The organism is Candidatus Enterococcus wittei (assembly GCF_002140175.1).
Classification (GTDB): domain Bacteria; phylum Bacillota; class Bacilli; order Lactobacillales; family Enterococcaceae; genus Enterococcus_B; species Enterococcus_B wittei.
This window is the reverse complement of the sequence record NZ_NGMO01000003.1, coordinates 332,373-337,853: the sequence shown is the minus strand read 5'-3', so window position 1 is coordinate 337,853 and position 5,481 is coordinate 332,373. Positions and strand designations below refer to the sequence as shown.

Annotated in this window: 4 protein-coding genes and 1 pseudogene; 3 read left to right on the top strand and 2 right to left on the bottom strand. The window is 33.8% G+C overall.

Annotation, left to right across the window (positions count from 1 at the left end; genetic code table 11):
* Positions 1 to 95 (top strand): annotated as a pseudogene (locus A5844_RS13965) (family 1 glycosylhydrolase); the annotation flags it as partial.
* Positions 96 to 253: 158 nt separating this feature from the next.
* On the opposite strand, the gene A5844_RS09400 reads toward A5844_RS13965, so the two are convergent.
* Positions 254 to 844, bottom strand: coding sequence for an SOS response-associated peptidase (locus A5844_RS09400; RefSeq protein WP_086284926.1), 591 nt, complete (start codon positions 842 to 844; stop codon positions 254 to 256).
* 689 nt (positions 845 to 1,533) lie between these two features.
* Positions 1,534 to 1,977: a hypothetical protein gene (locus A5844_RS09395; RefSeq protein ID WP_179190580.1), complete on the bottom strand. Its 444-nt coding sequence runs from the start codon at positions 1,975 to 1,977 to the stop codon at positions 1,534 to 1,536.
* 255 nt (positions 1,978 to 2,232) lie between these two features.
* Here A5844_RS09395 and gmuD point away from each other — a divergent pair, with 255 nt between their 5' ends.
* Together gmuD and A5844_RS09385 are read left to right on the top strand one after the other, a co-directional pair.
* Entirely contained in the window at positions 2,233 to 3,627 is a 1,395-nt protein-coding gene (gene gmuD, locus A5844_RS09390; RefSeq protein ID WP_086284925.1) for a 6-phospho-beta-glucosidase GmuD, read from the top strand.
* A 214-nt stretch (positions 3,628 to 3,841) separates the two neighbouring features.
* Entirely contained in the window at positions 3,842 to 4,423 is a 582-nt protein-coding gene (locus A5844_RS09385) for a hypothetical protein (protein ID WP_244610814.1), read from the top strand.
* Positions 4,424 to 5,481 lie beyond the last annotated feature (1,058 nt).

The following is a 5,481-nucleotide window of genomic DNA, read 5'->3' as shown; positions in this document are numbered from 1 at the left end:
GGTATGCAAAAATTTGTTTTGAATTATTTGGTTCAAAAGTCAAAAAATGGTTTACTCACAATGAACCAATAGTTCCAGTTGAGGCTGGTTATTTGCTGTCTCTGAAACACATCCAAGTGCTCTCTTAATATAACAGATAACTTGAAAACAAAAAAGGAATTATGAAAAAGTTAATATATTTGGTATTGTTTTAGATTCTTTTAAAACAAATTCAATTTCTAGTCAGCTATCTTTGAATAGGAATTTGTTTTTCTTATTTTTTGACTTCAGCTCGTTCTAGTTCAGGCATTTCAAATTTAAGATAGTTCCTTGCAAAATCCAAGTTTGTGATCCATTCTTTGACCTGCTCTTTTACAATGATTAATGGCATACGATCATGGATAGGAGCTACCGAATCATTGGGAGTTGTTGTCAATATAATCGATTCAGTCTCAAAACCTGTACCAGTCTTGTGGATACGATAAAAACCACCAACAAAAATAACTTCATTATCACTTGAAGTAAATAATAATTTTTGTTTGTTTGAATCCCACTCATAAAAGCCCGTCATTGGAAACACACAGCGTGTCTCTCTGAAGGGCTTTGAGAAGGTTTTCTTCTCTTCCACTGTTTCTGCACGAGCATTGATCAGCAGCTGTCCTTTTTTAAAACTTTCGAACCCCCATCGTGTGATTCCAGGAACGACATTTGACTCTTGGTTAAGGCCTAATGTAATGACATGATTAGAAGGGAAAATTTCATTGTACCCGACACGAAGATGTTTATTCGTAGCGGTTGGTACTATTTGATCGTAATAGTTTTTTAATTCTGATGATGATAAGTCAAAGAAATATCGACCACACATGACTATTCCTCCAATTCTCTTTCATTCTCTTAACAAGTGGCACTCACAAAGCGATTCTAAGGTAGATTAAGAAAGTTTGTTCCATTAATTATTTGAAATATTGTCTAAAAAAGCTTGATAGTACTTATTTCTGACTCGCACTATCTCGCGTTCTATTTTACTCTCTTTTTGAATCTGGATGTTGTTAGGAGAACTTGAATGGGGGAAGTAATGCACATTAAATCATTTCTTCTTTTCTTTGATTTAGATAAAATAGCGTCTAACTCCTCACCTGTCATGCAGTCAGGACGTACATGTTATATAAAAATACTACCAACAATTTCCATAAAGGTGAATGTAAGGAATATAATGTATCTTCGGTAGTAAGACAGAAAAACGTAAAGTATAGAAAGCTATTTTTCAATTTACTGTCTTACTGCTCAGGTCATAACCCTACTCTCACGACCTCTGGTAAACGGTGTTCCAACAGCTGCACTTCGGTAATAAGCTGAAAAAATCAAAAATGGGGAAAACCATTTTCGATTTTTATTTCTTATTACTCAGTGCAAAACGCTGTAGTCACGACCTCAATAAACGGTGTTCCAACAGCTGATCCTCGGTATTAAGTCAAAAAATTGTAAAATATGGGGAACTATTTTTCAATTTTCTGTCTTAATACTCGTACCATAATGCTATTGTCACGACTTCTTCTATAAACTATAAATATTTCCTTCTTCGTCTTGGATTCGATAGTTTCCAATTTTTGTAAAGATAATGGTCACTTCTTTGTCTTTTTCTTTCCCAACGATTTTATATTGATCGTTCTCTGTCGTGATTTTAACATTCGTTAAAGTGATTGTATTTTGAGAAGTCTCTGTTTCTCCGATGGTGTAGGTTCTGGTCCATTCCATATTGTCCTTCGTAAAAATTAGTTGACCGCTGACGAGCTCCATGTTTTTACGAACTTTTAATGTATAAGTACTATTAGTAAGATCGGCTGAGGCTGCTTGTAATACGGTACTATCGGTTGTCTGAACCGTTGAATGCTCAACGCTACTACAACCAGAAAAGGTTAACATGCCTAAGGTCAACGTAAGGATGACTATAATTGACTTTTTCAAAAGTAATGCCTCCAGTTTATTGAATAAAGGCATTATACCACTGAATCAGAAAACATGAAATGACTGGTAATAAAAGATATGTATCAAGCAAGTTATTTTTACAGTAGTGGATAGATTTTCGAATGCTACGCACAGTTGTTAAAAAAAACGCTTAATTGGTCTAGTCGTTTTTTAGTTTTTTTCAAAAAAGAGTATGTAAATAATGGTTGTATCGTAGGAAAACGTTTGCTATATTGAGGAAGAAGCTACATAAAAATTCTAACAGAAGACTATTGATGAGGTGCAAAAATGACAAATTATCAGTTTCCAGAAAAATTTTGGTGGGGTTCTGCGGCGAGTGGTCCACAAACAGAAGGTCGGGTTGCCGGTGATGGTAAGGGAGATAATATTTTTGATTATTGGTTTGCCAAAGAACCAGAGAAATTCTTTGATCAGGTAGGGCCAGAAAAAACATCACAAGTGTATACAAAATACCAAGAAGATGTTCAATTGATGAAACAAACGGGACATAATTCATTTCGAACCTCTATTCAGTGGAGTCGTTTGATTCCTGATGAAACAGGGGAAATCAATCAGCAAGCAGTTGATTTTTATAATCGCTATTTTAATGAACTACTTGAAAATGACATTGAACCATTTGTGAATCTCTATCATTTTGATATGCCGATGTACCTTCAAAAAAAGGGCGGTTGGTTAAATCGCGAAACAGTAGATGCGTATGAACGGTATGCAAAAATTTGTTTTGAATTATTTGGTTCAAAAGTCAAAAAATGGTTTACTCACAATGAACCAATAGTTCCAGTTGAGGCTGGTTATTTGTATCGCTGGCATTATCCTGAAGAGTCAGATATGAAAATGGCTGTTCAAGTCGGCTATCATGAAGCGCTGTCTTCTGCTTTGGCAATCAAAGCTTATCATGAACAAAAGCAAGATGGACAGATTGGGATCATCTTAAATTTGACACCAAGTTACCCGAGAGATGAAGAGAACTCAGCGGATGTGCAAGCGGCAAAAATTGCAGATGCTTTTTTCAATCGCTCTTTCTTAGATCCAGCAGTCAAGGGAGAATTTCCACAAGAATTAATTGCGATCGTCAAAGAATTAGATATCCTACCAGAAATAAAAGATGAAGATCTAACAATCATTAAAGAAAATACAGTGGACTTATTAGGGATTAATTATTACCAACCACGACGAGTAAAAGCTAAAGAAACTGAAAAAATCAGAAGTGGTGCACCAATGCCAGAAGATTATTTTGATAATTATAAAATGCCTGGTCGAAAAATGAATCCTTATCGTGGATGGGAAATATACGAAAAAGGGATTTATGACATTTTGATCAATGTTCGTGATAACTATGGGAATATTGATTGTTTTATTTCTGAAAATGGGATGGGCGTAGAGAATGAAGCTCGTTTCATCCAGTCTGATGGAATGATCCACGATGATTATCGAATCGAATTTGTTCAAGATCATTTGAAATATGTCCACCAAGCCATTCAAGAAGGGGCGAACTGCCTAGGTTATCATATGTGGACATGCATGGATAACTGGTCATGGACAAATGCCTATAAAAACCGCTACGGTTTTATTTCTGTCAATTTAGAAGATGGAAAACGAACAATAAAAAAATCAGGTCACTGGTTTAAAGAAGTTTCTCAACAGAATGGTTTTTCAGTCTAATTGATAATGTTTTCTAAAGGTGCAAAGAACGTTTCTCATTTTTTATGAAAATTTTGTTAAAAATAAAAGCTTGGGATTGCTTGATATCTCAGGCTTTTTTTTGTTTCTGTTATATTTAATTGTTATTTTTTATCTTTTTCTTTAATTTTTCATCTTACTATTCATTTTTTGTATATAATAGATTAGGTAAATTTGAATGGGAGTGGGAGAAGGTATGAGAAAAAAAAGGCCTTTTCTTTTCTTTTGGTTAATTGGTTTTTTCTTATTACTTCTATTATCCGCAGCTGTTTCTGGCAAAATGACAGCAAATATCGCACAAGGACAGACAGAAAAAACCATTGCAAGTAAAGCATCCTTAGATGGATTTAAGAAAGAGTTTTCGACCTATTGGTGGAAAGACTATAAAATTGCAGTTAACTATGAGAAAGGCGAATTGGAAATCTATTTGCCAAAAGATAAGGAGAAAAATCAGTTTATCAATGTTAATGATGTATTGAGTGCTATTTCAATTAGGCAAGTTCAACATGGTGACAAGAATCTTACAGTCTTACTTTTGACAGGGGCAGAAGAAAAAGTCGCTTGTTTGAAAAATGGAGAAGTTCTAACGAGTTATTCTGATAAAGTAAATGCAGATGTCATCAAAGAGCGTTTAAATGAATGGAAAAAAACGAGGGAAAAAGTAGAAGAAGTGGAAGAAAAGTCTACAGAGAAGCCTGCCTCGTTACAAGAAACTAATCCAAGTGTGATAGAAAGTACAGGAACATCTGAGGAAATTGATACACAAAATGCTTATTAAAGGGTTAGTATTCATGAAATAATTTCAAATATGTTACTTTTCTTTTTAAATGACAAAAATTTTAATCTTTAAATGACAAAAAATATCAAAAATGAAACGCCCCCAAAGATAGACCAAAAAATCTAACTTTGGGGGCGCTATTTTTATGACAAAATATCGTTTTGAATTGAAACTGAAAATCATTTAAGAATATCTTAATGGCATGAGTGGGTATGGATCTCTTGCCGACAAATATGGTTTTACAGACAAGTACCAAGTACGCAATTGGGGGAAGACCTATTGTGAATTTCGGCTTATTTCCGAAGGCGTTGCTTCTGCTCTTGCCGTTTATATGTATTTAGAGCGTGGAACAAAAGTAAATAATGCTTTTGTCCCTTGCTTTTTTATCAAATAAACCGAAAATAATTTACTATTTAAAAAGAAAATTGACACTAAATGCTTTAATGTTCTGCTAGTGTCTATTTAAGGTATACCTAAATAAGACAGTAGAGAAATTGTACTAAAATGATTTTGTGCAAAATATACATTTGTGATCGGTTGAGAGAATTTATCCATACAGTAACTATTGTTTCCATTTTATGAAAAACTAGCTATGGTTTCCTCACTTTATTACGTATACTAGTTGTATAAAATAGTAAATGGGGAGATTGTAGTGGGACTGAGTTTTTCAAACAAATAATATCCGACAATGAAAAGACGAAAATCACTAAAAGATAGCATGCGGAAACTATCAAAATCAACAGAGTCATTAAATAAGAACTGAGAAAGGAACGGCTGTTGAACAACCATAAAGAAATTCGAGAAAAGGAAAAGATTGATCAGCAAATAAAAAAAGCTGCTCAAAGAGCTGAGCAAACTAGAAGAAAAAATTTACCAGTAAAAATTGACAACTTCCTCCATTTTAGATAAGCATTCAGATAAAATGTAAAAAACAAACTTAGTATGACTTTGAGTTTATTTTTTACAAATATAATTCAAAAGAATTACTTTGTTTCCAGTGTTTAATTGTCAATACAACAGGCTGTAAGACGAATCAAAAATAAGGGGAAAGATAAAGT

What these genes read in the sequence shown, in the direction of transcription:
- A5844_RS09400 (WP_086284926.1), bottom strand. Translation starts at nt 844, where the DNA reads ATGTGTGGTCGATATTTCTTTGACTTATCATCATCAGAATTAAAAAAC.
- A5844_RS09395 (WP_179190580.1), bottom strand. Translation starts at nt 1,977, where the DNA reads ATGCCTTTATTCAATAAACTGGAGGCATTACTTTTGAAAAAGTCAATT.
- A5844_RS09385 (WP_244610814.1), top strand. Translation starts at nt 3,842, where the DNA reads ATGAGAAAAAAAAGGCCTTTTCTTTTCTTTTGGTTAATTGGTTTTTTC.
- gmuD (WP_086284925.1), top strand. Translation starts at nt 2,233, where the DNA reads ATGACAAATTATCAGTTTCCAGAAAAATTTTGGTGGGGTTCTGCGGCG.